Origin of the sequence: Labrenzia sp. THAF191a (assembly GCF_009363335.1) — a bacterium.
GTDB classification, from domain to species: Bacteria; Pseudomonadota; Alphaproteobacteria; order Rhizobiales; family Stappiaceae; genus Roseibium; species Roseibium algicola.
The window spans coordinates 126,321-149,606 of record NZ_CP045333.1 but is presented as its reverse complement, the minus strand read 5'-3'; the positions used below and the strand labels follow the sequence as shown (position 1 = coordinate 149,606).

The window sequence follows — 23,286 nt, the reverse complement described above, 5'->3', positions numbered from 1 at the left end:
AAACTCATGACCTTGTCCAACTCCAGGACGCAGCAGATTTGGCTTGCGCAGCGCCGCCAAGCCCGCTACTGCCGCACCGGATTGGACCGGATCTGAGTCCGGAAATTTAGCATTTTCCGCCATTTCAGGCGGATGAGGGAAGGGAGCGCGGACGTGAAGGCAGTCTTCAAGCGTCTCATGACTATGGCCGGTGCGGCGGCAACTTTTGCTGGAGTGTCGACGGCGGCCCTGGCAGCGGAATCCGGCATCAAGGAATGGCAGCTGGGCTTTCAGGCCTCTGTCACCGATGTGATGGACGACATTACCTGGTTCAACGGGTTCACCCTGGTGATCATCACCGTAATCACGCTGTTCGTGCTTGCGCTGCTGATCGTCTGCATGACCCGCTTCAGCTCGAAGGCGAACCCGGTTCCGTCCAGAACCTCGCACAACACCATGATCGAAGTGGTCTGGACGGTTGCTCCGATCCTGATCCTGGTCGTGATCGCGATCCCGTCTTTCCGCCTGCTCTACAAGCAGCTGGACATTCCCGAATACGAGATGACCATCAAGGCGACCGGGTACCAGTGGTACTGGGGCTATGAGTACACCGATGAAAACATGGGTGAGCTCTCCTTCGACTCCATCATGGTCAAGGACGACGAGCGCCAGGCTGTTGCAGAAGCTCGCGGCGTGACGCTCAACGAAGTTCCGCGCCTTCTGTCCGTTGACTACGATCTCGTCATTCCAGTCGACACCACTGTTCGCGTCCAGGTGACCTCCGAAGATGTTATCCACGCCTTCGCGATGCCGTCCTTCGGCGTCAAGATCGACGCCATCCCGGGCCGTTTGAACGAAACCTGGTTCCACGCTCGCGAGGAAGGTGTCTACTACGGTCAGTGTTCCGAGCTTTGCGGCAAGGACCATGCCTTCATGCCGATCGCGATCCGGGTGGTTTCCAAGGATCAGTTCCAGACCTGGTCAACTGCCGCCCAGGACGATCTGGACACTGCCAACCAGCAGCTCCTGGCATCGATCGCCGATGCGAAGAAAGTGGCTGCCGCAGGCAAGCTGGAAGAGATCTCTGTCGCCGCGAAATAATGCGGCGACGATCCTGTTTGGCGATGCGCGCGATGACATGCAGCGCCGCTGAGAAAGTCTGAAAGAGGGAGCCCAAAATGGCTGCGACCGAAGCACATGCGGCACATGGCCATCCGACCGGATGGCGCCGCTGGGTCTATTCGACCAACCACAAGGACATCGGTATCATGTACCTGATGTTCGCTATCATGGCAGGTATCGTTGGCGGCGCGCTCAGCGTCGGCATGCGGATGGAACTTCAGGAGCCGGGGATGCAGATCTTCGGTGATCCGCACCTGTTCAACGTGTTCACCACCGCACATGGTCTGATCATGATCTTCTTCATGGTCATGCCGGCCATGATCGGCGGCTACGCCAACTACTTCGTGCCGATCATGATCGGTGCGCCGGACATGGCGTTCCCGCGGATGAACAACATCTCCTTCTGGCTGCTTCCGCCGGCCTTCCTGCTCCTGCTTCTCTCCCTCTTCGTTGAAGGTCCTCCGGGCTCCAACGGTGTCGGTGGCGGCTGGACTATCTATCCGCCGCTGTCCACGTCCGGTCAGCCCGGACCGGCTATGGATCTGGCGATCCTGTCCCTGCACATTGCTGGTGCTTCCTCGATCCTCGGTGCCATCAACTTCATCACGACCATCTTCAACATGCGTGCGCCGGGCATGACCCTGCACAAGATGCCGCTGTTCTCCTGGTCGGTGCTGATCACCGCGTTCCTGCTGCTGCTGTCCCTGCCGGTTCTGGCTGGTGCCATCACCATGCTTCTGACCGACCGTAACTTCGGCACCACGTTCTTCGCACCTGCCGGTGGCGGTGACCCGATCCTGTTCCAGCACCTGTTCTGGTTCTTCGGCCACCCGGAAGTGTACATCCTGATCCTGCCGGGCTTCGGCATCATCAGCCACATTATTTCCACCTTCTCGCGCAAGCCGATCTTCGGTTACCTCGGCATGGCCTACGCCATGGTCGCCATCGGCGTCGTCGGCTTCATCGTGTGGGCGCACCACATGTACACCGTCGGCATGTCCTCCGAGACGCAGGCCTACTTCGTGGCCGCCACCATGGTGATCGCGGTTCCGACCGGCGTGAAGATCTTCTCGTGGATCGCGACCATGTGGGGCGGTTCCATCGAGTTCCGCACGCCTATGGTCTGGGCAATCGGCTTCATCTTCCTGTTCACCGTTGGCGGTGTGACAGGTGTGCAGCTCGCCAACGCCGGTCTCGACCGCGCGTTCCACGACACTTACTTCGTGGTTGCTCACTTCCACTACGTGCTGTCTCTCGGCGCCGTGTTCGCCATCTTCGCGGCCTGGTACTACTGGTTCCCGAAAATGTTCGGCTACATGTACAACGAGACGATCGGCAAGGCCCATTTCTGGATCACCTTCGTGGGCGTGAACCTGGTGTTCTTCCCGCAGCACTTCCTGGGCCTGAACGGCATGCCGCGCCGCTATGTCGACTACCCGGATGCGTTTGCCGGCTGGAACTTCGTGTCGTCCATCGGCTCCTACATCTCGGCCTTTGCGGTTCTGGTGTTCCTCTTCGGTATCGTTGAGGCGTTCTCCAAGAAGCGCGTTGTCGGCAACAACCCGTGGGGCGAAGGTGCAACGACCCTGGAGTGGACCCTGTCTTCTCCTCCGCCGTTCCACCAGTTCGAGACCCTGCCGCGCATCAAGTAAATCGCGGCGGGAGGTTCGCCTCCCGGTCAAGATCAGCACCGCGCCGGTTGCCGGCGCGGTGCTCCCTTTCAAGAAAACTGCCGGGCCATGTGCACCCGGACGCGCGATCCCCGGATCGCGATCGAAAACAAGAATTCAAAGGACGCGCCTATGTCGCTCGTTGAGCGCCAGGATACGATGAGCCAGGAAACCGCTGTCTGGGACGGCGGCATGGGATCGGTGAGCGACTATGTGGCGCTCCTGAAACCGCGAGTGATGTCTCTGGTCATCTTCACCGCTTTTGTCGGCCTGATGCTGGCACCGGGCTCCGTGCATCCAGTGCTGGGTGTTGTCGCGATCCTGTGCATTGCCATCGGAGCAGGCGCTTCCGGCGCGCTCAACATGTGGTACGACGCCGACATCGATGAAGTCATGACGCGCACCCGCAAGCGGCCGATCCCGGCCGGCAAGGTCACGCGTGAGGAAGCGCTTGCCTTCGGTGTGACGCTGTCCATCGGTTCGGTTGTGCTGCTCGGCCTTCTGGTCAACTGGTTTGCCGGTGCGTTCCTGGCCTTCACCATCTTCTTTTACGTGATCGTCTATACGATGTGGCTGAAGCGCTCGACGCCGCAGAACATTGTTATCGGCGGCGCAGCCGGGGCGTTTCCTCCGATGATCGGCTGGGCAGCCGTTACCGGAAGCGTAAGCCTGGAAAGCTTCGTGCTCTTCCTGATCATCTTCATGTGGACACCGCCGCACTTCTGGGCGCTGGCACTGGTCAAGAACGGCGACTATCAGGCCGCCAAGATCCCGATGCTGCCAGTTGTCGCCGGCGAGACCGTGACACGGCATCATATTCTTGCCTACGCCATCCTGCTCGCACCCATCGGTGTCGCACCTTATCTGCTTGGCTTTGCAAGCCCCGTCTACGGCATCGCATCCGCTCTTCTGAGTGCCATTTTCGTCGGCCTGTCCTTTGACGTCTGGCGCAAGCGCGAGGGCGATCCGGCGAAGGCCGCGTGCTGGCGTCTGTTCAAGTTTTCAATCTTCTACCTGTTCATGCTGTTCGCCCTGCTTCTGGGTGAGAGCCTGATTGCAGGAGCGTGACGTGATGGCCAAGGAAGAGCAGGGCATTGCACTCACCGAAGAGCAGAAGAAGAAGCGCCGATCGCGGTCGATTGCAATCGCCTGCGTGCTCGGCGGCCTCGTCGTGCTGTTCTATGTCGTGACCATCGTCAAACTGGGCCCCGGTATCCTGGACCGGGCGCTTTGAGGGAGATCGTGTGAGCAACGGACAAGACACTTCAAACCTGTCACGCAGCAACCGCAAGGTCGCGGTGGTTTGCGCTGGCGTGTTCATGTTCATGGTCGGGGCGGCCTATGCCGCCGTGCCGCTCTACAATCTTTTTTGCCGTGTCACCGGGTTTGGTGGCACCACACAGGTTGCCACGGCTGAAAGCGACGTGATCATCGACCGCAAGATCACCGTGCGCTTCGACGGCAACGTCAATCATGAGCTGCCCTGGAAATTCAAACCGGTGCAGCGTTCGGTCACGCTCCAGATGGGCGAAACCGCTCAACTGGAATATGTGGCAACCAACACGGGTTCCGGCAGGACCGTCGGCACGTCGACTTTCAACGTGTCGCCGCCGACCGCCGGGGCCTATTTCAACAAGCTGCAATGCTTCTGCTTTACCGAGCAGGCGCTGGAAAGCGGCGAGACTGTTCAAATGCCGGTCGTTTTCTTCGTCGACCCGGAAATGGACAAGGATCCTGAGCTGAAACACGTGAAGGAAATCACTTTGTCCTACACCTTCTTCCCGGTAGAAGAACCGGAACGTCCTGTTGCAGCAAAGGCCGAGAAGGCCGCAGCTGAAACAAAATTCGAGTGATTGGCGCATCCGCGCTTGAAATGACTGTCTTTGGGGAGCTTGCCGATGGCTGAGGCACATACCAAAAACCACGATTACCACTTGGTCGATCCGAGTCCGTGGCCGTTCATCGCATCCGTCGGTGCGTTCGTCATGGCACTGGGTGCCATCGGCTTCATGAAATACGCACAGGGCATGGAATTCGTGCTGCTCGGCCTGGATCTCACCGGCTGGGGCCTGTTCGCTATTGGGCTGTTGATCGTCCTTTATGTGATGTTCGGCTGGTGGCGCGACACCGTTCGCGAATCCGCTCAGGGTCACCACACCCGGGTGGTCTCGCTACATCTTCGCTACGGCATGCTGCTGTTCATCGCTTCGGAAGTGATGTTCTTCGTTGCATGGTTCTGGGCCTACTTCGATGCGTCGCTGTTCACCAGCGAAGCCATCCAGTTTGCACGCGTCGAGGCTACCGGCGGTCAGTGGCCACCTGTTGGCATCGAAACGTTCGATCCCTGGCACCTGCCGCTGCTCAACACCCTGATCCTGCTGTGCTCCGGCACCACGGTCACCTGGGCACACCATGCGCTGCTGCACAATGACCGCGATGGCCTGAAGTGGGGCCTGACCCTTACGGTTCTGCTGGGTGTTCTCTTCACCATCTGCCAGGTCTATGAATACATGCACGCCGCGTTCGATTTCGGCGGCAACATCTATGGCGCGACCTTCTTCATGGCGACCGGTTTCCACGGTTTCCATGTTATCGTCGGCACCATCTTCCTGGCCGTCTGCCTGTTCCGGGCACTGGCTGGTCAGTTCACCGTGGAGAAGCACTTCGGTTTCGAAGCCGCCGCATGGTACTGGCACTTCGTTGACGTCGTCTGGCTGTTCCTGTTCGTCTCCATCTACATTTGGGGCGCAGGCACACCGGCCGCTCACTAGGATCGCGCCAAACCGGCACGAGCAACGCCCGATCCGGCCACCGGATCGGGCGTTTTCATTTCAGTTGAGGCTTGAGGCACATCATGGAAGACAAGGCGCATTTTCCACCGGTCAATCCGGTTTCCGCAGGCCTGTCGGGCAAGTGTCCGCGCTGCGGCCAGGGGAAGCTTTTCGACGGCTTCCTGAGCGTCAAGAAATCCTGCATGGCCTGCGGGCTCGACTACTCCTTCGCCGACAGTGGTGACGGCCCGGCGGTCTTTGTCATCATGATCGTCGGGTTTATCGTGGTCGGTCTGGTGCTCTTCGTTGAGCTCTCCTACCAGCCGCCGATCTGGGTACACCTGGTCCTCTGGCTGCCGCTGACGATCCTGCTGGCCGGTGGAGTGCTTCGACCGCTGAAAGGCCTCATGATCGCACTTCAGTTCCGGCACAAGGCCGCCGAAGGCCAACTGGACACCGGCAAGGACGACAATTGACCGGGCGGGTCCCGGGAAGACAATCCCATGCGTAAACTCGTTATTCCGACACTCGCCGCCATCGCGGCCCTGGTGGTTCTGCTCAATCTCGGTTTCTGGCAGCTTGACCGCCTCGCCTGGAAAGAAAACCTCATCGAACAGGTGGAAGCCGGTGTTTCGACCCCACCGGAAACAGCACCCGAACCAGCGGCCTGGGGCGACCTTGCACCTTCCGACGATTATAGCCATGTCAGGCTCACCGGACGTTTCCTGGAAGGGGCAGTCTTCTATTACACCGCGCTGACTGATCCGGTCGGGAGAGCAAGCGGGCCCGGGGTGATGGTCTATGCACCCTTTGAAACGGACCAGCAGTGGGTCGTTCTGGTCAACCGCGGCTTCCTTCCACAAGGGCTCGACAAGGCCACGCGCGAAAAGGCAATCACGCCGCCTGATGGCGCCTGGGAGCTGACCGGACTTCTGCGGCTGAGTGAAAAGCCGAACTGGACAACGCCTGAACCAGGTCGGGAAGATCGTATCTGGTTCGCACGTGACACGGACGCCATGGCAGCAGAACTGGGCCTCGATCCCGCCAGGCTGGCTCCCTTCAGCATAGATCTCGACGCTTCCTTCACACCGCCTTCCGGTCTGCCGCAGGCGGGGGAGACCATCGTTCATTTCAAGAACGATCACCTCGGCTACGCGCTGACCTGGTTTGGTCTGGCAGCAACGCTGATCGGTGTCTATCTCGCCTACGCTGCAAGCATCCTCTGGCCGCGCAAACGGCAGGCGGGTGAAACGTCGAGCAAATAGGCGGTGCTGGTGGCCTCGTGACACGAAAGAACTTGGCGACGGGGGGCGGAAAAACACAGGCTCTCGGTCGTCGTCCCGGTCAAGCGAAGCGCGAGCCGGGGCCGGGGGGGGCACGGCGTCACTTTTGTCAGCAGCCATGTTGATAAGCCCTCGGCTCTCCGATCCCGGATCTCCGCGTTGCTGCGTCCGGGATGACCTGTTGAGAGGGGACGATCAAAAAAAGGGCCCCGCAGGGCCCTTCGTCATTTCAAAATCATTCAGCCAACAGCTTAGCCGAGTGCTTCCAGAATTGCGGCAGCACCAGACTTCACGGCTTCGCCCGGAGCGTCTTCAATCGCCAGGAAGGTGATCACGCCATCCTTGGCAATCAGCGCGAAACGCTGTGAGCGCAGATGACCGAAGATCGGTGCCGGCCCGAGGCCGAGGCCTGCGGCTTCGACAAAGCCGGCAGCCGTGTCGGACAGGAACGTAATGCTGTCGCCGGCGCTGGAGGCTTTCTTCCAGGCGTCCATGACGAAGACGTCGTTCACGGACAGGACAGCAATGGTGTCGACACCCTTGTTCTTCAGCGTTTCCGCATGCTCGATGAAGCCCGGCAGGTGGTTCATGTGGCAGGTCGGGGTGAAGGCACCCGGCACGCCGAACAGCACAACGGTTTTGCCGGATGTCAGCTCGCCAGTCGATATTTCGCCGGGGCCGTCCGCGGTCATGGTGTTGAATGTTGCCTCAGGAAGACGATCCCCAACAGAAAGTGTCATAGTGAATATCCCTTGATTGACCGGCTGCGGCGAAACGGCAGCCCCGCGACACAGATAGGGCTTTGTTGGCCATCCGTCGAGGGAAGTTGAGGCAAAAGCGGTTCGATGGGCAGACCGGCAGGAGGCAGTTTCTATTTCACCCAGGCCGGATCAATGGGAAACAGCTGCTCGACCGCGCGACCGCCCGCAGTCAGCACGAGGCGCAGATCTGTGTCGGTCTCGGTTGTTTTCATGCCTTTGAGTGACAAACGCCAGAGCGTCTTTTCACCGCCTTGGCCGGCAGGTTTAGGCAGGCCGATATAGGAGCCTTCGGGAGCTGCTGCAAAAAGATCCAGCGTGGTGTCTTCAGGTGCCTGGACCTCGATCTCCACCGCATCGCCCGATGCCGACAGCGCTATCGCACTTATCTTCAGATCCGCGGACGGCTGGGTGGCAGGCACGGCCTCGAGGTCTCGGAGGATCAGTGTCTGGGCAAGGCTGTCGGTCTCGGCATCCGGGGTCAGGTCAAGCGTCAGGGAGGACTCTCCGGGAACGCAGATCTCGTTGCAGATACCAAAGAAAACGTCCAGGGAAAGCGTCACGGCTTGATCGGGATTTTCAGGTTCGACCCGCAGCGGCAGAACAATGCCATTGTGATAGACGATTGATTCAGAAAAGCCGTCGTCATAGCGCTCCGGCGCAGGATAGAGCACCTCGGTGGTCTTGATGTTTGCGCTTCCGGTCGTATCGATCTGGGGCGGAATTCCGGCTTCGCCCGGATAGCGCCAATAAGTGTGCCAGCCCGGTTCCAGAAGGAACTCCAAACCGGCTTCATAGTGGCCGTCCTTCATGGGGCCCGAGGCGATCAGCCTGACGGCGCCTCCCTGAACTTCCGTCCAGCCGGTCATGGCGGCATGGACAGGCGAAGCAAAAACAAAAAGAGTGAGCGCAAGGGCAAGGACAGAGCGTTTCATGCCTTCTTTGCTACACGAGTTTCAGGCAAGCGTCATCGACCAGACTGGGCAATCCAGGTCATATCCTTGTGACGCTGAAGTGAGCCGGTTGCCATTCGGCGAGCACAAACAGACATTAACAAAGCCTGGCAAAGGGGCTATGCTTTCCCCTGGGCAGAGAGCGTCAACAGAAAACGAGGTACGCATGGCCGGATCCGCAGCAACAGATTCCCTTGAAGGTCAGTTTCTGATTGCGATGCCGGGCATGTCAGACAGCCGGTTCGAACATTCTGTGATTTACCTGTGCTCTCATTCCGACCAGGGGGCAATGGGCCTCGTGGTGAACCAGGTGGCTCGCCATCTGTCATTGGAAGAGCTTCTGATACAACTCGATATCGTCAACGACGATGGTGCCATTCGCCTGCCGTCGAAAGTCCGCGACATGAGCGTCCACAAGGGTGGTCCGGTGGAGGTCGAACGCGGCTTCGTGCTGCATAGCGACGATTTCATGTTGAACCAGTCGACCCTTGCCATTGATAACGGCATCTGCCTGACGGCAACACTGGAGATCCTGCGGGCGCTTGCGCAAGGGACTGGCCCCACCCAGGCCATGCTGGCCCTCGGTTATGCGGGCTGGGCTCCGGGGCAGCTCGAAAACGAAATCCAGGCCAATGGGTGGCTGACGGCCCCGGCCGATCCGGACATTCTGTTCGATCAGGCCTCCGACAAGAAATGGCATCGCGCGCTTGCCAGCATGGGTATCGATCCAGCCATGCTTTATGCCGATGCAGGGCATGCCTGACGGTGCTGACGTCACGGCCGGTTTCGCAAAACTTGTCTCTCCACGGTCATCATTTTAGCCAAAAGCGACTTGCGCTTGAATGTTATGGCGCGTAAGTCGCATCAATGGCATGGTTTGTTTCAAATCTGCCGGAATTCAAGTAGGCTGATCCTTCTCGCATCAGAGGTCTGGCAAACAGGCAGGGGACGCGGGCGTCCCGCGACAAACAAAGCAAGAGGAACGTTGCGCGGTGAAATACATCAGTACGCGTGGTGAAGCACCAGTTCTGGAATTTTCCGATGTCCTGCTACAGGGGCTCGCACGCGACGGCGGACTTTACTTACCCGAAACCTGGCCGCAATTTGATGCCGACACCATCGCGTCTTTCGCCGGTAAACCCTATCAGGACGTTGCCTTCGAGGTTATTTCGCCCTTCGTGGCCGGCGCCATTCCCGAAGACGATCTGAAGTCCATGATTGCAGAAGCCTACGACGGCTTCCGCCACCCGGCCGTGACGCCGCTTGTCCAGACCGGACCGAACACTTTCATCCTCGAACTCTTCCACGGCCCGACGCTGGCGTTCAAGGACGTCGCGATGCAGCTGCTTGGCCGGATGATGGACTATGTCCTGACCGAGCGCGGCTTGCGCGCGACCATTGTCGGCGCAACATCCGGAGACACCGGCGGCGCTGCCATCGAGGCCTTCCGCGGGCGCGAGCGCACCGATATCTTCATCCTGTTTCCCGACGGACGCGTTTCAAGCGTGCAGCGCCGCCAGATGACGACCCCGGCGGAAAAGAACGTTCATGCCCTGGCACTCGACGGCGACTTTGACGATTGCCAGGCCATCGTCAAGGGCATGTTCAACCACTTTTCCTTCCGCGACCGGGTTGCCCTTTCCGGTGTCAATTCGATCAACTGGGCGCGGATCCTGGCGCAGATCGTCTATTATTTCGTCGCAGGCGCTGCCCTTGGTGCGCCGCATCGCAAGATCTCGTTCACGGTGCCGACCGGCAACTTCGGTGATATTTTCGCCGGCTATGCCGCCATGCAGATGGGGCTTCCAGTCGAGAAGCTGGTGGTGGCGACCAATGTCAACGACATCCTGGCGCGGACACTCAAGACCGGGCGTTATGAAAAGCGCGGCGTGACGCCGACCATTTCTCCGTCCATGGACATCCAGGTGTCCTCCAATTTCGAACGGCTTCTGGCGGAGGTGTGCGGACGCGATGGCGCGGCAGTCCGGCGCATGATGAACCAGTTGAGCCAGTCCGGCAGTTTCGAGATCGAGGAAGGTCCGCTCCGCGCCATGCGCGCGGTCTTCGGAGCAGGCCGCTGCGACGAGGACGAAACGGCATCGACCATTGCCGAACTGTGGAACGAGGCAGGCTATCTGCTGGACCCGCACACGGCAATCGGTGTCCATGTGGCGAAAGACCATGATAACGGTGAGACACCGATGGTGGTGTTGGGCACGGCGCATCCGGCCAAATTCCCGGATGCGGTGGAACGGGCTTCAGGAAACCGGCCGGAGCTGCCGGAAAACCTGAAGGATATGATGAGTGCGGAGGAGCGCCAGCAGGTTCTGGCGGCGGATCAGGGCGTGGTGGAGCGATACATCGAAGATCACGCCCGGGCCGTTACTGCTGGGGTGTGAGCATATGAAAGTACAAACAACAATTCTCGATAACGGGATGACGGTCGTCACCGACCAGATGCCTCATCTGAAGACGGCGGCTCTTGGCGTGTGGGTGCGGACCGGGTCCCGCGCGGAGAATGTGCATCAGAACGGGATAACCCATCTTCTGGAGCATATGGCCTTCAAGGGCACCAAGACCCGCACGGCGCGCGGCATCGCAGAAGAGATCGAGGCCGTCGGTGGTGAGCTGAACGCTTCCACAAGCATCGAACACACCAATTACTACGCGCGTATCCTGGCTGAAGACACGCCGCTTGCGGTCGATATTCTCGCTGACATCCTGCAGAATTCCACATTCGATGCTCAGGAGCTGACGCGCGAACAACATGTGATCCTTCAGGAAATCGGCGCGGCAAACGACTCCCCCGACGATCAGGCCTTTGACCTGTTCCAGGAAACCGCCTGGCCGGACCAGGCCATCGGACGGCCGATCCTCGGAACGCCGGAAACGGTGCAGGGGTTCAACCGCGACGCACTCAACGCCTATCTCGCCGATCGCTACCGGGCGCCCGACATGGTGCTGGCCGCTGCTGGCGCGGTTGATCATGAAGAGCTTGTCGCTCTTGCCCGCGAAAAGTTCGGTGGTTTCAACTCCGAGCCTGCAGCTCCGGAATCCGAAGCACGCTACCGCGGTGGGGAAACCCTTCGGCCGAAGGAACTGATGGAAGCACAGGTTCTGATCGGTTTCGAAGGCCGACCCTACAAGTCCAAGGACTATTACGCCATCCAGATCCTGGCATCGGTCCTGGGCGGTGGCATGTCGTCTCGTCTGTTCCAGGAGATCCGCGAGAAGCACGGCCTTTGCTACGCCATCTACAGCTTCCACTGGGCGTTTTCCGATACCGGATTGTTCGGCCTGCATGCGGCCACCAGCCAGGAAGACCTGGCTGCGCTGATGCCGATGATCGTGGACGAACTGATCGCCGCCACCCAGACGATCACCGACGAGGAAGTCGCCCGCTCCAGGGCGCAGATCCGCGCGGGACTGATGATGGCGCTGGAAAGCCCGGCAGCCCGCGCCGGACAGATTGCCCGACAGATCCTCGTGCACAATCGCGTGCTCGACCCGGACGAGATTTCCTCGAAGATCGAAGCCGTGACGGCTGCCGATATCCGCAGGGTCGCACACGAAACTTTCGTGGGCACGGTGCCGACCCTGACTGCGATCGGGCCGGTTGATGGTATCATGACTGCGGACGAACTCGCAGGACGGCTTCAGCAAAGCCCGGTCCTGCGAGCCGCATCCATGTAAGTCGGACAGAACAAGCCGGAGAGTGGGGCATGGCGCTGTTACGGCCGGGAGCAACACCTGACGCTGAACTTCTGATCGAGGCCGGCGGTTATTATCTTCGCCCGCCAATCATGTACGACTTCAAGCCCTGGGCGGAACTTCGCGGGGAAAGCCGGGCGTTCCTGAAGCCCTGGGAACCGCTCTGGCCGTCCGATGACCTGACCCGAACCGGCTTTCGTCGCCGCTTGCGCCGCTATTCGAAGGATCGCAAGGAAGGGCGCAGCCTGTCGTTCCTTCTGTTTCGCGCGCGCAGCAACGAGATCCTCGGCGGACTGACACTCAGTAATATCCGCAGGGGTGTCAGCCAGACTGCGACACTTGGCTACTGGATGGGCGAGCGGCACGCCGGAAAAGGACATATGTCCTCGGCTGTCGCCATGATCTTGCCGTTTTGTTTCGACGTGTTGAACCTTCATCGTATTGAAGCGGCATGTCTGCCAACGAACATGCCGTCCATCCGTCTGCTCGAAAATGCCGGGTTCCACCGGGAAGGCTACGCACGCAACTATCTGTTAATTAACGGGACCTGGCAGGATCATCTTCTGTTTGCCTGTTTGGCGGAAGACCATGCGTCGCGACCTGAAAAGGTGGCACCGAGCGTCGAGGGAATCTTGAAAGAATTCTTGTGACATGCGCCACAACCCGGTACTTCTTCGCCCCATGTCGATTGTGATACCGGATCCGAAAACAAGCGTGATCAGAAACCTTGTTATTGCTCTGACGTTGTTTGCAACGTTGCTTGCCACCCTGCCTGCGCGGGCGCTGGAGCCGATCCCTGTTCCGATCGACGTCGAAGCACTGGACATCACCAATTCCGTCGACCTGCATCGCGAAGCCGGGACTCGGCTGCAGGTGTCGACCGCACCGGGTGCGGACGGCATCGTGCGCCGTATCGAGGTTCCCTCCCGCGATGGTACCAACACCAACTGGGCGGTGTTTGCGCTGGCCAACACCAGCGATGAACAGATCGACCGCCTGATCGTTGCGCCAAATTACAAGCTGGTCGGCTCCGACCTCTTCTGGCCGGATCTCGGTTCCTCGCGCATTCTGGCGATCACACCGAGTCAGGGCATCGCTCCCGAACGTCAGAAAAGCCTTGAGGCAGACGTCTTCCTGGTCACGCTCGACCCGGGGTCGATCGTCACCTTCGTCGCGGAAATGACGACGCCGAACCTGCCGGAAATCCGGATCTGGGAACCGGATGTCTACGAGGAAACCGTCAACGCCTACACGCTCTACCGTGGCATCATTCTGGGCATCTCCGGCCTGCTGGCCCTGTTCCTCACCATCTTGTTCGTGGTCAAGGGCACGGTCATGTTCCCCGCCACCGCGGCACTTGCCTGGTCGGTGCTGGCCTATCTGTGCATCGATTTCGGCTTCTGGGGCATGGTGTTCAATCTGGAGGGCGGCGGCAGCCAGCTCGCGCGCGCCTGCGCCGAGGTCATGCTCGCGGCCAGCTTGATCATCTTCCTGTACGCCTATCTGAACCTCAACCGCTGGAACATTCATTATTCCCATCTGGCGCTGACGACGCTGATCCTGATCCTGGGTCTGCTTGGCGTTGCCGTTTGGGATCCCTCGATTGCAGCCGGCATCGCCCGTCTTGCGCTCGCCATCATTGGCTTGCTCGGTTTCGTCACCATCGCGGTGCTGGCCTTCCAGCACTATGACCGCGCCATCCTGCTGATCCCGACCTGGTGCCTGCTGATGGCCTGGCTGGTCGGGGCAGCGATGACCGTAACCGGCTATCTGTCCAACGACATCGTCCAGCCCGCGCTCGGCGGTGGTCTTGTTCTCATCGTGCTGCTGATCGGCTTCACGGTGATGCAGCACGCCTTTGCCGGTGGCGCGATCGCGCAGGGGCTCATCTCCGATGTCGAACGCAAGGCACTGGCCCTGACCGGTGCCGGCGATATCATCTGGGACTGGGACATCGACCGCGACCGCATCTACACGGGCAATGAGGTTGAAGATCTGCTCAACCTGAAGCGTGGCACCCTGGAAGGGCCTGCGCGTGACTGGCTGGACATTCTGCATCCCCAGGACCGTGACCGGTTCCGGGCGACGCTCGACGCGGTGATCGATCAGCGTCGCGGCAAGGTAACCCAAACCTTCCGTCTGCGCTCAGAAGACGGTCACTTCCGCTGGTTCCGCCTGCGGGCCCGGCCGATCATCGGATCGGACGGCGAGGTGATCCGCTGCGTGGGCACGCTCCTGGACGTGACCGAGGAACGCACGGCGGAAGAACGCCTTCTGCACGATGCCGTCCACGACAATCTGACCGGCCTGCCGAACCGCGAACTCTTCGTCGATCGCTTGCGCACCAGCGTCATCCGGTCGCGTGCGGAAGAAACCTCCAAGCCGACCTTGCTCGTGCTCAATCTTGACCGTTTCAAACAGGTCAACGACAGCATTGGTCTTTCCGCAGGCGACAGCATCCTCTTGACGGTGGCGCGTCGTCTCGGCCGACTGATCGGCCAGCAGGATACTCTGGGACGTCTTTCCGGCGACCAGTATGGCCTTGTTCTCCTGTCCGAGCAGGAGCCGGACCGGATTGTTGCGCTGGCGGATTCGCTGCGCAAGGCGGTCCGCGCACCGATCACCTTCGGCGACCGGGAGATCTTTCTGACCTGCTCCGTCGGCATTGCCTTCTTCGAAGGTGGCAAACAGGCGGTCGAGGACATGGTCACCAATGCGGAGATCGCCCTCAATCACGCCAAGCGCCTGGGCGGTGACCGCCAGGAAGTGTTCCGTCCGATCTTGCGCCCGCTCGACAAGAACATCGTCGATCTGGAAGCCGACCTGCGCGAAGCGATCAAGAAGGAAACGCTGGGTGTCTACTTCCAGCCGATCATCCGATTGGAAGACCAGGCGGTAGCCGGCTTCGAAGTGCTGGCACGCTGGAACCACGCCAAGCGCGGCAAGATTTCACCTTCGGAATTCATTCCCGTCGCCGAGCAGTCCGGTCTCATCAACGAACTCGGCATTTACATGCTCGACAAGGGCGCACAGCAGCTGGCGTTCTGGCAGCGCGAGTTCCCGATGCAGCAGCCTCTGTTCGCTTCGGTGAATCTCTCGTCCCGTCAGCTGTTGAAACAGGACCTGATCAACGATGTGAAGGCCGTTCTGTCGAGAACATCGCTGGCACCGGGCACCTTGAAGCTGGAACTGACGGAATCACTGGTTATGTCAAACCCGGAATACTCCGCCAAGGTGCTCGAGCGCCTTCGCGGGCTGGGGGCAGGCCTGTCCCTTGACGACTTCGGCACCGGCCATTCCTCGCTGTCCTATCTGCAGCGGTTCCCCTTCGACACGATCAAGATCGACCAGTCCTTCGTCAAACCGAACGGGTCTTCCGCCCGGCCTGTGCTGCTCAGGACAATCGTTGCCATGGGGCATGACCTTGGCATGTCGGTCGTTGCCGAAGGAGCGGAGAGCGAGAACGATGCGCTGGAGCTCTACCAGCTCGGCTGCGAATACGCGCAAGGCTTCTACTTCGGCGAGGCTGTCACGGCAGCGGAAGCCACCAAGATCCTGCGCAAGATGCCGGCGGAAGCCGAAACGGCCTGACATTGGCCGGCAACTATCGTGCCGGCTGATCTTGCGTCAGGGGCTCTGATAGCTGTTTCCCACCCACTCCGTCATGCCATGGCGCGACCATGGCATCCATACCGCTCGTTCTCCTGTCGCAAAGACTTCGGGTGCGGCGAGGTAACGGAATGGATTGCAGGGTCGAGCCCTGCAATGACGGGGAATGGAAAGGGCTGCGGCGACAAAAGGAGCGCCGCGCGGTATTACGTTCTATGGGCGGGCCACTCAGTCTTCGATGACGCTTTTAATGAGCTTGTTGAGATGTGCTCACCTCCCCCTCCCACGGTCATGCCATGGCTCGACCATGGCATCCATGCCGCGCGCTATCCCGTCGCCAAGATTTCGGGTGGGGTGAGGAAACGGAATGGATTGCAGGGGCGAGCCCTGCAATGATGGGGATTGGAAAGGGCTGCGGCGACAAAAGGAGCGTCGTGCGTGATGCCTTCTTTGGGCGGGCCACTCAGTCTTCGATGACGCTTTTAATGAGCTTGTTGAGATGTGCTCACCTCCCCCTCCCACGGTCATGCCATGGCGCGACCATGGCATCCATGCCGTGGGCTATCCAGCCGCAAGGGCTTCGGGGTCGCCGAGGTCACGAATTGGATTGCAGGGGCAAGTCCTGCAACGACAGAGGGAGTTGATGTCGTTGGGGTTGGAAGGCGAGGAGGCGATGCTGCGCCGTTTCCGCGTCAAGGTGCCAGGATGGGCACGGTCTTGTCCGTTTGCCGAATTTCCAGCGGCGTTGCACCGAAGGGATCGCCGTCCACCTGTGCGGCGACGGCACCTGTTGCCAGAATGGAGGCCGTTTTGAACGGGCGCACCAAAGCGCCCTTGGCCTTGTGGATGCGGCCCATCAAGAGCGCGACGCCGTAGCAGAAGGACGACCAGGGGTCGTCCCTTTCCAGAACCAGCATATGCAGGCCGGGATCGGTCGCCCCGCCGGGACAGATGACAAAGGGGCCGCCGTAGTGGCGGGCGTTGCTGGCTACGGCGAGTTTTCCGGTCAGCTCTTCGCCATCCAGGATCACTTTCAGCGACGCGCTCTTGCGTTTGAAACCGGTCCGAAGCGCTGTGATGACGTAGGCGAGCTTGCCAAGGCGCCGTTTCAGGGAAAGCGGCACGGCGTGAACGACTTCGGCATCGAACCCGGCAGAGGCCATCAGTACAAAAGGCCTGCCGTTGGCAAGACCATAGTGCAACTGCCTGGTCTTGCCGCGTCGGATCAGTTCGGCAATTGCCTTCGCATTGCGCGGGAGGCCAAGTTCAAGGGCAAGCACATTGGCGGTGCCGAAGGGAATGATGCCCAGTTGCGGCGGGGCGGGGTGGTTCTGAAATCCGGTCAGGGCCTCGTTGACGGAGCCGTCTCCGCCGGCAACCACCAGCGTCTGCACAGGCAATGAGGGATCCGCGCAGATGTCGCCGATTTCGCCTGCGCGTCTTGTCAACCGGATCTCGGTCTTGCAGCCGAGATCTTCCAGGCGATTGCGCACGTCATCCAGAAATTCGGCGCTATAGCCACCCGATGTCGGGTTGGCCACGATCAGAACTTTTCCGGCCATATCCGGAACCATTGTGCGCACTGCTGCTGCGCCGGACCACCAGAAAAGTCTCACTCAAAATCCTCTGCTCATCAGACAGGATTCGTTTTTTCGCCGCTCTTATACGGGGCCATTCCGCCGCGCGCCAGTTCATCTGCACGTTCATTGTCCGGATGGCCGGCATGTCCCTTGACCCAGTGCCAGGTAACGTCATGACGTTCCCTTGCGGCGTCAAGAGCTTGCCAGAGATCCGCATTCTTTACCGGCTTGTTGGCAGCCGTGCGCCAATTCTTGCGCTTCCAGCCGTACATCCATTCCTTGATGCCGCTGCGCACGTAGGTGCTGTCGGTATAAAGGTCGACCGCACAAGGGCGCTTGAGGGCATTCAGCGCCTCAATGGCGGCCATCAGCTCCATACGATTGTTGGTGGTCTCCGACTCGCCCCCGGAAAGCTCTTTCTCGTGCTCCCCGAACCGCAGGATGACACCCCAGCCGCCCGGACCCGGATTGCCCGAACAGGCGCCGTCCGTATAGATCGTGACCCGGTTGTTGTTCTCCGTCATCGCTCCAACCCGTAGGCCTGCGTGGAGGAAATGCTCTGGTGGAAGCGGAGCTTCTTCAGATATTCCAGCGGATCCTTCGGCGTAACCAGCGCACCCTCCGGCACGCTCAGCCAGTCATAAAGCCGTGTCAGCAGGAAGCGCAGGGCCGCGCCCCGGCAAAGGGTCGGCAAGGCATCGTATTCAGCCTCGCTCAACGGTCGCACGGCGGAATAACCCTTGAGCAGGGCCTTTGCCTTGGTCACGTTGAACGACATGTCCTGCTCGAAGCACCATGCGTTGAGGCAGATAGCAATGTCATAGGCAAAGGCGTCGTTGCAGGCGAAATAGAAATCGATCAGCCCGGAAAGCTCGTTGCCCAGAAAGAACACGTTGTCGGGAAACAGATCCGCGTGGATCACCCCGCCTGGAAGGTCCCTGGGCCAGACCTTTTCCACGTGATCCAGCTCGCTGGCGATCTCTGCGCCGAGACCGGGATGAACCGTATCGCTGCGCTCCCCGCATTGATCGAACAGGGGACGCCAGCCGCTGACGTCGAGGGCGTTCTTGCGGAACCCGTCGTAATCGGCGCCGTCCAGGTGCAACTCGGCCATGGCCCGGCCCAGCTCGGCGCAATGGTCCACTTTGGGCCGCTTGACCCACATGCCATCCAGAAAGGTGACCAGCGCAGCCGGTCGGCCGGCGAGTGTGCCCAGAAGTTTGCCGTCCCGCGAGGGAACCGGTGTCGGACAGGACAGGCCCTTTGCGGCCAGATGCTGCAGAAGGTTCAGAAAATAAGGCAGATCGTCCGGGTTCACGCGCTTTTCGTACAGCGTCAGGATGTAGGACGCCTTGTCCGTGTGGACCAGGAAGTTGCTGTTCTCCACGCCTTCGGCAATGCCCTTGAATGACAACAGACGTCCGACATCGTAGCTGCCGATGAAGTCGTTCAGTTCCTCATCGGTTACTTCGGTATAAACAGCCATGGGGTTATCCGGCAGCGGCCTGGGAGGAGGCGATCATCTCGCGCAGCTCCCGCGGCAGGTTGAAGGAAATCGTTTCTTCGGCAGTACGCACCGTCTCGACGTTGACGTCGAACCGGTCGGCAAATGCCGCGATGATTTCCTCTACCAGGGTCTCGGGGGCCGATGCACCTGCTGTCAGACCCAACGACGTGATACCTTCGAAATCGTGCCAGTCGATGTCGCTTGCACGCTGGATCAGCACTGCAGTCTTGCACCCGGCCCGTTCCGCAACTTCACGCAGGCGCTGCGAGTTGGAGGAGTTCGGCGCGCCGACAACGATCATTACGTCGACCTTTGGCGCCACATGCTTGACCGCTTCCTGACGGTTGGTGGTTGCGTAGCAGATGTCCTCCTTGTGCGGAGCGACGATCTGCGGGAACCGGTCCTGCAGCACAGCCACGATCCCGGCCGTGTCGTCCACGGACAAGGTGGTCTGGGTAATATAGGCGAGGGGGCGGTCGGTCTTCGGCGTGAAGGCGCGCGCGTCGTCTTCAGTCTCGATCAGGCTGACGGTGCCTTCGGGCAATTGGCCCATGGTGCCGATCACTTCAGGATGCCCCGCATGACCGATGAGCAGAATCTCGCGGTCCCGGCGGAAATGGATTTCCGCTTCCTTGTGAACCTTCGAAACCAGAGGACAGGTGGCGTCGAGGTAGAACATCTTGCGGCTCTGGGCGTCTTCCGGCACGGATTTCGGTACGCCGTGCGCCGAGAAGATCACAGGCCTGTCGGTGTGCCCGGCCGGTATTTCTTCCAGCTCTTCCACGAACACAGCGCCCTTGGCCTTCAGGCCGTCCACCACGAACTTGTTGTGCACGATCTCGTGACGGACGTAGACCGGACTGCCGTATTTTTCCAGGGCAAGTTCCACGATCTGGATCGCGCGATCGACACCGGCGCAGAACCCGCGGGGCGCGCAAAGGTGAATGGCAAGCGGTGTTTTTTCCTGTTTGCTCTCGGTCATCATGCTCTTTCGAGGAACGTTTCTGCGCGCAATAAGGGCTCGCAGCCACGCCGTGTCAAGGGATGTGCGGCAAGCTGAACCAATTCAGCCACAATGAGCTGCTTGAAGGTTTGCGTTTGACAAGCCTCGCCAAGCAATTCTTCACCTGCTATGAAGCTCCGCCGACAATTGTTGCATTTTTATGGAATGAAGATGATCAGTGCGATTCCCGCCGTCTCCGGCAAGACCCTGAAGACAATTATGGCCGTGGGCCTTTCCGCTGCGGCTCTTGCGGGGTGTATGAGTGCCGCTGACGGTGTTGCGGGCAAGGTAATTTCCGGTGGCCAGCAGCCGATCGAGATTTCTCCCGAAACATTCGCCCCGCCGGTTCCCTGTCCTGCGCTGCAGCTTCAGTCCAACACCTTTCTGATCCGCAAGTATGTTCGCGGCAAGGATGATGACCCGCAGGGTCTGCTTTACCAGGCCACCGTCAAGGATTGGGCCAACACCTGCACGCAGCAGCCGGACGGCAGCCGCCGCATGAAGCTGGGCCTGTCCGGCGATGTCACCTCGGGTCCTGCCTGGAAGGGCGGCGAAGTGGTTCTGCCGATGCGCGTCGCCATTGTGCCCGGCGGCAGTGGTGCCAAGCCGCTCAGCTCCGAGATCGTGAAAATTCCGGTCACGCTCGGAGCGAACTCGCCAAGCGAAACCTGGACGCTGATCGAAGAGAAATTCACGATCCCGGCAGGTGCGGACGCCAAGGTTGTCTTCGGCTTTGACGAAGGCCGTCGCCGCTAAGGCCCGGCCACGCGCGTAGCACATCAGTATCGACTGAATTTGAGGTCTGGCCGGGAAGATGGAAACCGGCCGGCCATTGATCGTGCGCACTCTGCAAGACGGTGCCTAAAATTGTGCACCGGCAAAATTGCGGGGGCTGCATGTCGCATATTGACAAGACTATGTCTGCCTCGCACAATCCGGCCCCAATCGGGGTCGTCCCCCGGTTGGCGTGGAAACACGTCAATGTTTATGCGGGAGAGGCCGGGTGAAAGGATCCTGGCGCCGAAGGAGCAACCGCCCCGGAAACTCTCAGGCAGAAGGACCGCATGAACTGCAACGCTCTGGAAAGCAGTGCTCCGCAAGAGGGTTTGCGGACTGCTCACCGAAGGAGTAACCGAAAGGCGTCATCGGCGCCGGTCGGGAAATCTCTCAGGTACTCGGACAGAGGGGGTGCAGACGGATCAGGACCCATGCGGGCCGGTTCGGGACTGCGCAACCCCGAATACGAGGACCGTTCATGGCGGAAACCGTTGCAGACGAAGATCTGAAACAAACGCCTCTTCACGACCTTCATGTGGAACTGGGTGCACGCATGGTGCCGTTTGCCGGCTATTCCATGCCCGTGCAGTACAAGGCCGGCATCATGGCCGAGCACCAGCAGACCCGCACGAAGGCCGGCCTTTTCGACGTTTCCCACATGGGCCAGGCTCTGTTGATCGGTCCCGATCACGAAACGACGGCCCGGGCGCTGGAAGCGCTGACCCCGTCCAATTTCGTCGAACTTGGCCACGGCCGTCAGCGTTACACGGTGCTGCTCAACGACGAAGGCGGCATCATCGACGATCTGATGGTCACCCGGCCGCTGTCCGAAGCAGAAGACGGCAAGCTGATGCTGGTGGTCAATGCCTCCCGCAAGGATGTCGACTACGCCCATTTCCGCGACAGACTGCCTGAAAACGTGACCCTTGAAGTGATTGACGATCGTGCGCTGATCGCGGTTCAGGGGCCGGAAGCCGTGGCTGCGGTCGCAGCACATGCGCCCAAAGCGGCCGAACTTGGCTTCATGGCCGCTGCACCGATGGAGTTTGACGGGATCGACTGCCACGTTGCCCGTGCCGGCTATACCGGCGAGGACGGCGTGGAGATGTCCGTACCTGCCGGTGCTGCTGAAGCGATTGCCCGTGCACTGCTCGCTGACGACAGGGTCGAACCGATTGGGCTCGGGGCCCGCGACAGCCTGCGTCTTGAGGCAGGGCTGTGCCTCTACGGACACGACATTGACGAGATGACGTCTCCCGTCGAAGGCGCCATCACCTTCTGCATGCAGAAACGCCGCCGCGAAGAAGGCGGCTTTCCGGGCGCCGAACGCATTCAGAGTGAACTCGAAAAGGGACCGGGCCGTGTCCGCGTCGGCCTGCGCCTCGATGGCAAGGCACCTGCACGGGAAGGGGCCGAGATCGCACTGCCCGACGGGCCGGTGATCGGCATTGTAACGTCCGGCGGTTTCGCACCGACCGTGGGCGCTCCGATCGCCATGGGCTATGTCCCGGTGGAGCATTCCGAAACTGGCACGCCACTTGAATTGATCGTCAGAGGCAAGCGCTTGCCCGCTACCGTCGCGGACATGCCCTTTGTTCCGAACCGGTATTACCGCAAACCCAAAGCATAAATCTTTCCAGATAACGGACGCACAATATGACCACCTATTACTCCAAGGACCACGAGTGGATCGCCGTAGATGGCGGCACCGCCACCATCGGCATCACGACTTACGCGCAGGAGCAGCTCGGCGACGTCGTTTACGTCGAACTGCCGGAAGCCGGCAAGGCGCTGTCACAGGGCGATGAAGCCGCTGTCGTGGAATCCGTCAAGGCAGCCAGTGAAGTCTACGCTCCGATCGACGGTGAAGTCGTTGAAGCCAACGACGCGCTGGTGGACGAACCGGCCAAGGTGAACGAAGATCCCGAAGGCGCTGCATGGTTCATCAAGATGACCGTCGGCAATGCGGATCAGCTGTCCGACCTGATGGACGCGGCAGCCTACAAGGCGTACGTGGAGACGTTGTAATTCATGGCAGGGCACTACTACACGGCACAGGTGGAATGGGCATGCGACGGCGACTATGCCGCAAACGCCTATTCCAGAGGGCACATCTGGCGTTTTGACGGCGGTCTGGAGATCCCGGCAAGCGCTTCGCCCACGGTGGTACCCCTGCCATACTCCATCGAAGCCGCCGTCGATCCGGAAGAGGCCTTCGTCGCCGCTATCTCGTCCTGCCACATGATGTCCTTCCTGGATCTTGCCCGGCGGGCGAATTTCGTTGTCGCCAGTTACAGCGACCGTGCCCAGGGCGAAATGAGCCGGGTGGCGCGGGGCAAGATGGCAATCACGAAAGTAGTGCTGCGGCCGGTTATCACGCTGGTTGCAGCCGAGGACCCGGATCCGACCTGGCTGACCGATCTGCATGAAAAGGCGCATGACGTCTGTTTCATCGCCAACTCCGTGAAGTGCGAGATCGTTGTGGAGCCCGAACCGCTCCGCCTTGTCGCACCGTGACTTTCCGGAACCGGCCGCACGAAGTCGCAGCCGGTTCCCTGTTCTG

Annotated in this window: 23 protein-coding genes and 1 riboswitch; of the genes, 17 read left to right on the top strand and 6 right to left on the bottom strand. The window is 60.3% G+C overall.

What is annotated here, in order from left to right; genetic code table 11:
• Window positions 1-177: 177 nt before the first annotated feature.
• The 8 genes from coxB (at window position 178) to FIV05_RS00690 (ending at window position 6,807) form a co-directional block, all read left to right on the top strand.
• Entirely contained in the window at window positions 178-1,080 is a 903-nt protein-coding gene (gene coxB / locus FIV05_RS00720) for a cytochrome c oxidase subunit II (protein ID WP_173013968.1), read from the top strand.
• A 77-nt stretch (window positions 1,081-1,157) separates the two neighbouring features.
• Window positions 1,158-2,753 carry a cytochrome c oxidase subunit I gene (gene ctaD, locus FIV05_RS00715; protein ID WP_152508333.1) on the top strand — a complete coding sequence of 532 codons (1,596 nt, stop codon included), beginning with the start codon at window positions 1,158-1,160 and terminating at the stop codon, window positions 2,751-2,753.
• 150 nt (window positions 2,754-2,903) lie between these two features.
• Window positions 2,904-3,839: a heme o synthase gene (locus FIV05_RS00710; RefSeq protein WP_152508332.1), complete on the top strand. Its 936-nt coding sequence runs from the start codon at window positions 2,904-2,906 to the stop codon at window positions 3,837-3,839.
• A gap of 4 nt (window positions 3,840-3,843) precedes the next feature.
• Window positions 3,844-4,005: a hypothetical protein gene (locus FIV05_RS31490; RefSeq protein ID WP_023002021.1), complete on the top strand. Its 162-nt coding sequence runs from the start codon at window positions 3,844-3,846 to the stop codon at window positions 4,003-4,005.
• Between the two features lie 10 nt (window positions 4,006-4,015).
• Window positions 4,016-4,624: a cytochrome c oxidase assembly protein gene (locus FIV05_RS00705; protein WP_023002020.1), complete on the top strand. Its 609-nt coding sequence runs from the start codon at window positions 4,016-4,018 to the stop codon at window positions 4,622-4,624.
• Between the two features lie 45 nt (window positions 4,625-4,669).
• Window positions 4,670-5,542 (top strand): cytochrome c oxidase subunit 3, encoded by an 873-nt coding sequence (locus tag FIV05_RS00700; protein WP_152508331.1) that lies wholly within the window; start codon window positions 4,670-4,672, stop codon window positions 5,540-5,542.
• An 80-nt stretch (window positions 5,543-5,622) separates the two neighbouring features.
• Window positions 5,623-6,018, top strand: coding sequence for a DUF983 domain-containing protein (locus FIV05_RS00695; RefSeq protein ID WP_031269732.1), 396 nt, complete (start codon window positions 5,623-5,625; stop codon window positions 6,016-6,018).
• A 27-nt stretch (window positions 6,019-6,045) separates the two neighbouring features.
• Window positions 6,046-6,807, top strand: coding sequence for an SURF1 family protein (locus tag FIV05_RS00690; protein WP_152508330.1), 762 nt, complete (start codon window positions 6,046-6,048; stop codon window positions 6,805-6,807).
• Window positions 6,808-7,076: 269 nt separating this feature from the next.
• On the opposite strand, the gene FIV05_RS00685 is transcribed toward FIV05_RS00690, so the two are convergent.
• Together FIV05_RS00685 and FIV05_RS00680 are read right to left on the bottom strand one after the other, a co-directional pair.
• Window positions 7,077-7,565: a peroxiredoxin gene (locus FIV05_RS00685; protein WP_055657820.1), complete on the bottom strand. Its 489-nt coding sequence runs from the start codon at window positions 7,563-7,565 to the stop codon at window positions 7,077-7,079.
• A gap of 131 nt (window positions 7,566-7,696) precedes the next feature.
• Window positions 7,697-8,518 carry a protein-disulfide reductase DsbD domain-containing protein gene (locus FIV05_RS00680; RefSeq protein ID WP_152508329.1) on the bottom strand — a complete coding sequence of 274 codons (822 nt, stop codon included), beginning with the start codon at window positions 8,516-8,518 and terminating at the stop codon, window positions 7,697-7,699.
• A gap of 184 nt (window positions 8,519-8,702) precedes the next feature.
• Between FIV05_RS00680 and FIV05_RS00675 the strand changes: the two genes are divergently transcribed.
• From FIV05_RS00675 to FIV05_RS00655, 5 genes are all read left to right on the top strand, one after another.
• The gene (locus FIV05_RS00675; protein WP_023002014.1) at window positions 8,703-9,299 is read left to right on the top strand and encodes a YqgE/AlgH family protein; all 597 of its coding nucleotides are present in this window, start codon (window positions 8,703-8,705) and stop codon (window positions 9,297-9,299) included.
• 229 nt (window positions 9,300-9,528) lie between these two features.
• Complete coding sequence (gene thrC / locus FIV05_RS00670) at window positions 9,529-10,935, top strand: threonine synthase (RefSeq protein ID WP_152508328.1); 1,407 nt, start codon at window positions 9,529-9,531, stop codon at window positions 10,933-10,935.
• Between the two features lie 4 nt (window positions 10,936-10,939).
• On the top strand, window positions 10,940-12,229 hold the full coding sequence (locus tag FIV05_RS00665; RefSeq protein WP_031269731.1) for a pitrilysin family protein: 1,290 nt from the start codon (window positions 10,940-10,942) through the stop codon (window positions 12,227-12,229).
• Window positions 12,230-12,258: 29 nt separating this feature from the next.
• Window positions 12,259-12,897 carry a GNAT family protein gene (locus FIV05_RS00660; RefSeq protein ID WP_023002011.1) on the top strand — a complete coding sequence of 213 codons (639 nt, stop codon included), beginning with the start codon at window positions 12,259-12,261 and terminating at the stop codon, window positions 12,895-12,897.
• A gap of 31 nt (window positions 12,898-12,928) precedes the next feature.
• Window positions 12,929-15,838, top strand: a complete 2,910-nt coding sequence (locus FIV05_RS00655) for an EAL domain-containing protein (protein WP_023002010.1) — start codon at window positions 12,929-12,931, stop codon at window positions 15,836-15,838.
• Between the two features lie 710 nt (window positions 15,839-16,548).
• Here FIV05_RS00655 and FIV05_RS00650 read toward each other — a convergent pair.
• Genes FIV05_RS00650 through ispH form a run of 4 tightly spaced genes read right to left on the bottom strand, consistent with a single transcriptional unit; the run spans window position 16,549 to window position 19,925 of the window.
• The gene (locus FIV05_RS00650; protein WP_208984429.1) at window positions 16,549-17,472 is read right to left on the bottom strand and encodes a diacylglycerol kinase family protein; all 924 of its coding nucleotides are present in this window, start codon (window positions 17,470-17,472) and stop codon (window positions 16,549-16,551) included.
• A 17-nt stretch (window positions 17,473-17,489) separates the two neighbouring features.
• The gene (gene rnhA / locus FIV05_RS00645) at window positions 17,490-17,960 is read right to left on the bottom strand and encodes a ribonuclease HI (RefSeq protein ID WP_055657829.1); all 471 of its coding nucleotides are present in this window, start codon (window positions 17,958-17,960) and stop codon (window positions 17,490-17,492) included.
• Window positions 17,957-18,922, bottom strand: a complete 966-nt coding sequence (thrB, locus tag FIV05_RS00640) for a homoserine kinase (protein WP_152508327.1) — start codon at window positions 18,920-18,922, stop codon at window positions 17,957-17,959. The genes rnhA and thrB overlap by 4 nt, the downstream gene beginning before the upstream one ends.
• A 4-nt stretch (window positions 18,923-18,926) precedes the next feature.
• Window positions 18,927-19,925 carry a 4-hydroxy-3-methylbut-2-enyl diphosphate reductase gene (gene ispH / locus FIV05_RS00635; protein WP_173013737.1) on the bottom strand — a complete coding sequence of 333 codons (999 nt, stop codon included), beginning with the start codon at window positions 19,923-19,925 and terminating at the stop codon, window positions 18,927-18,929.
• Window positions 19,926-20,117: 192 nt separating this feature from the next.
• On the opposite strand from ispH, the gene FIV05_RS00630 reads away from it, so the two are divergent.
• The 4 genes from FIV05_RS00630 to FIV05_RS00615 all read left to right on the top strand — a co-directional run bounded on the left by FIV05_RS00630 (window position 20,118) and on the right by FIV05_RS00615 (window position 23,240).
• Complete coding sequence (locus FIV05_RS00630) at window positions 20,118-20,702, top strand: hypothetical protein (RefSeq protein ID WP_031269728.1); 585 nt, start codon at window positions 20,118-20,120, stop codon at window positions 20,700-20,702.
• A 224-nt stretch (window positions 20,703-20,926) separates the two neighbouring features.
• Window positions 20,927-21,019, top strand: a riboswitch (glycine riboswitch).
• A gap of 182 nt (window positions 21,020-21,201) precedes the next feature.
• The gene (gene gcvT / locus FIV05_RS00625) at window positions 21,202-22,353 is read left to right on the top strand and encodes a glycine cleavage system aminomethyltransferase GcvT (protein WP_152508325.1); all 1,152 of its coding nucleotides are present in this window, start codon (window positions 21,202-21,204) and stop codon (window positions 22,351-22,353) included.
• Between the two features lie 26 nt (window positions 22,354-22,379).
• Complete coding sequence (gene gcvH / locus FIV05_RS00620; RefSeq protein WP_075282273.1) at window positions 22,380-22,751, top strand: glycine cleavage system protein GcvH; 372 nt, start codon at window positions 22,380-22,382, stop codon at window positions 22,749-22,751.
• A 3-nt stretch (window positions 22,752-22,754) separates the two neighbouring features.
• Complete coding sequence (locus FIV05_RS00615; RefSeq protein ID WP_023002002.1) at window positions 22,755-23,240, top strand: OsmC family protein; 486 nt, start codon at window positions 22,755-22,757, stop codon at window positions 23,238-23,240.
• The last annotated feature ends 46 nt before the right edge of the window (window positions 23,241-23,286 follow it).

Coding starts and splice junctions, on each gene's coding strand:
- coxB (WP_173013968.1), top strand. CDS start 178: ATGACTATGGCCGGTGCGGCGGCAACTTTTGCTGGAGTGTCGACGGCG.
- ctaD (WP_152508333.1), top strand. CDS start 1,158: ATGGCTGCGACCGAAGCACATGCGGCACATGGCCATCCGACCGGATGG.
- FIV05_RS00710 (WP_152508332.1), top strand. CDS start 2,904: ATGTCGCTCGTTGAGCGCCAGGATACGATGAGCCAGGAAACCGCTGTC.
- FIV05_RS31490 (WP_023002021.1), top strand. CDS start 3,844: ATGGCCAAGGAAGAGCAGGGCATTGCACTCACCGAAGAGCAGAAGAAG.
- FIV05_RS00700 (WP_152508331.1), top strand. CDS start 4,670: ATGGCTGAGGCACATACCAAAAACCACGATTACCACTTGGTCGATCCG.
- FIV05_RS00690 (WP_152508330.1), top strand. CDS start 6,046: ATGCGTAAACTCGTTATTCCGACACTCGCCGCCATCGCGGCCCTGGTG.
- FIV05_RS00685 (WP_055657820.1), bottom strand. CDS start 7,565: ATGACACTTTCTGTTGGGGATCGTCTTCCTGAGGCAACATTCAACACC.
- FIV05_RS00680 (WP_152508329.1), bottom strand. CDS start 8,518: ATGAAACGCTCTGTCCTTGCCCTTGCGCTCACTCTTTTTGTTTTTGCT.
- FIV05_RS00675 (WP_023002014.1), top strand. CDS start 8,703: ATGGCCGGATCCGCAGCAACAGATTCCCTTGAAGGTCAGTTTCTGATT.
- FIV05_RS00665 (WP_031269731.1), top strand. CDS start 10,940: ATGAAAGTACAAACAACAATTCTCGATAACGGGATGACGGTCGTCACC.
- FIV05_RS00660 (WP_023002011.1), top strand. CDS start 12,259: ATGGCGCTGTTACGGCCGGGAGCAACACCTGACGCTGAACTTCTGATC.
- FIV05_RS00655 (WP_023002010.1), top strand. CDS start 12,929: ATGTCGATTGTGATACCGGATCCGAAAACAAGCGTGATCAGAAACCTT.
- rnhA (WP_055657829.1), bottom strand. CDS start 17,960: ATGACGGAGAACAACAACCGGGTCACGATCTATACGGACGGCGCCTGT.
- thrB (WP_152508327.1), bottom strand. CDS start 18,922: ATGGCTGTTTATACCGAAGTAACCGATGAGGAACTGAACGACTTCATC.
- ispH (WP_173013737.1), bottom strand. CDS start 19,925: ATGACCGAGAGCAAACAGGAAAAAACACCGCTTGCCATTCACCTTTGC.
- FIV05_RS00630 (WP_031269728.1), top strand. CDS start 20,118: ATGATCAGTGCGATTCCCGCCGTCTCCGGCAAGACCCTGAAGACAATT.
- gcvT (WP_152508325.1), top strand. CDS start 21,202: ATGGCGGAAACCGTTGCAGACGAAGATCTGAAACAAACGCCTCTTCAC.
- gcvH (WP_075282273.1), top strand. CDS start 22,380: ATGACCACCTATTACTCCAAGGACCACGAGTGGATCGCCGTAGATGGC.
- FIV05_RS00615 (WP_023002002.1), top strand. CDS start 22,755: ATGGCAGGGCACTACTACACGGCACAGGTGGAATGGGCATGCGACGGC.